The sequence below is a fragment of the Flavobacterium sp. ABG genome (genome assembly GCF_001027725.1).
Taxonomy (GTDB): Bacteria; Bacteroidota; Bacteroidia; order Flavobacteriales; family Flavobacteriaceae; genus Flavobacterium; species Flavobacterium cupriresistens.
Map to the genome: position 1 here is coordinate 1 of NZ_LEKS01000051.1, position 712 is coordinate 712.

The following is a 712-nucleotide window of genomic DNA, read 5'->3' on the forward strand; positions in this document are numbered from 1 at the left end:
GCTTTTGAAGCTTCCCATAATTTTTCATATTTTTTATTTCCTATGAAAGAAATTTCAGTAGTTGTTGCTTTTTCCAGTTGCTCTGTTGCAGTTACGCTTTGCGAAGTAGTGCCATAAATTTCACCTTTTATGACTTCGTTAATTTCTTGAATTGAATAGGATTTCATAGTAGAACGGTATAAGTAGCAAGTAATATTGCTTCATAAAAATACCAGTTTTGACAGGTGTCAGCTACTAAGTGTTTTATAGATGTTTTATAAAAAATTATGTTTGTAAATAATCATCTGTAATTTGATGTGAAACTATTTTTTCAGATATACTATTTTGACCTTGTTGATTCGCAGTATGTAGAGGAAAGCTTTCTTAATTGATTTAATTGAAAAGAGAGCAAAAAAAAACAGGAGCGAACTCCTGTTTAGTATATGTATAAATCGTACGATTATTTTTTAGATTCGCAAACCAATCTTTTTAGGATGGCCCATTGTTTTAGAGCATCACGAGCTTCTACAGCAGGATAACCCAACATTGTTTTTCCGGCAGGTATATCTCCAACAACTCCGGAACCGGCACCTACAATGGCTCCGTCACCGATAGTGGTGTGGTCTTTAATAGAGGCACTACCGCCAATTATTACGCCGTTACCAAGGGTTACAGAACCTGCTAAACCACTGTTTCCGGCCATAATACAAAATTTACCTAATTTGCTGTTATG

2 pseudogenes are annotated in these 712 nt (G+C 35.0%); both read right to left on the reverse strand.

The window, feature by feature from the left end:
• Positions 1–167: pseudogene (locus AB674_RS23130) on the reverse strand (UDP-3-O-(3-hydroxymyristoyl)glucosamine N-acyltransferase); the annotation flags it as partial.
• 272 nt (positions 168–439) lie between these two features.
• Positions 440–712: pseudogene (locus AB674_RS21600) on the reverse strand (UDP-3-O-(3-hydroxymyristoyl)glucosamine N-acyltransferase); the annotation flags it as partial.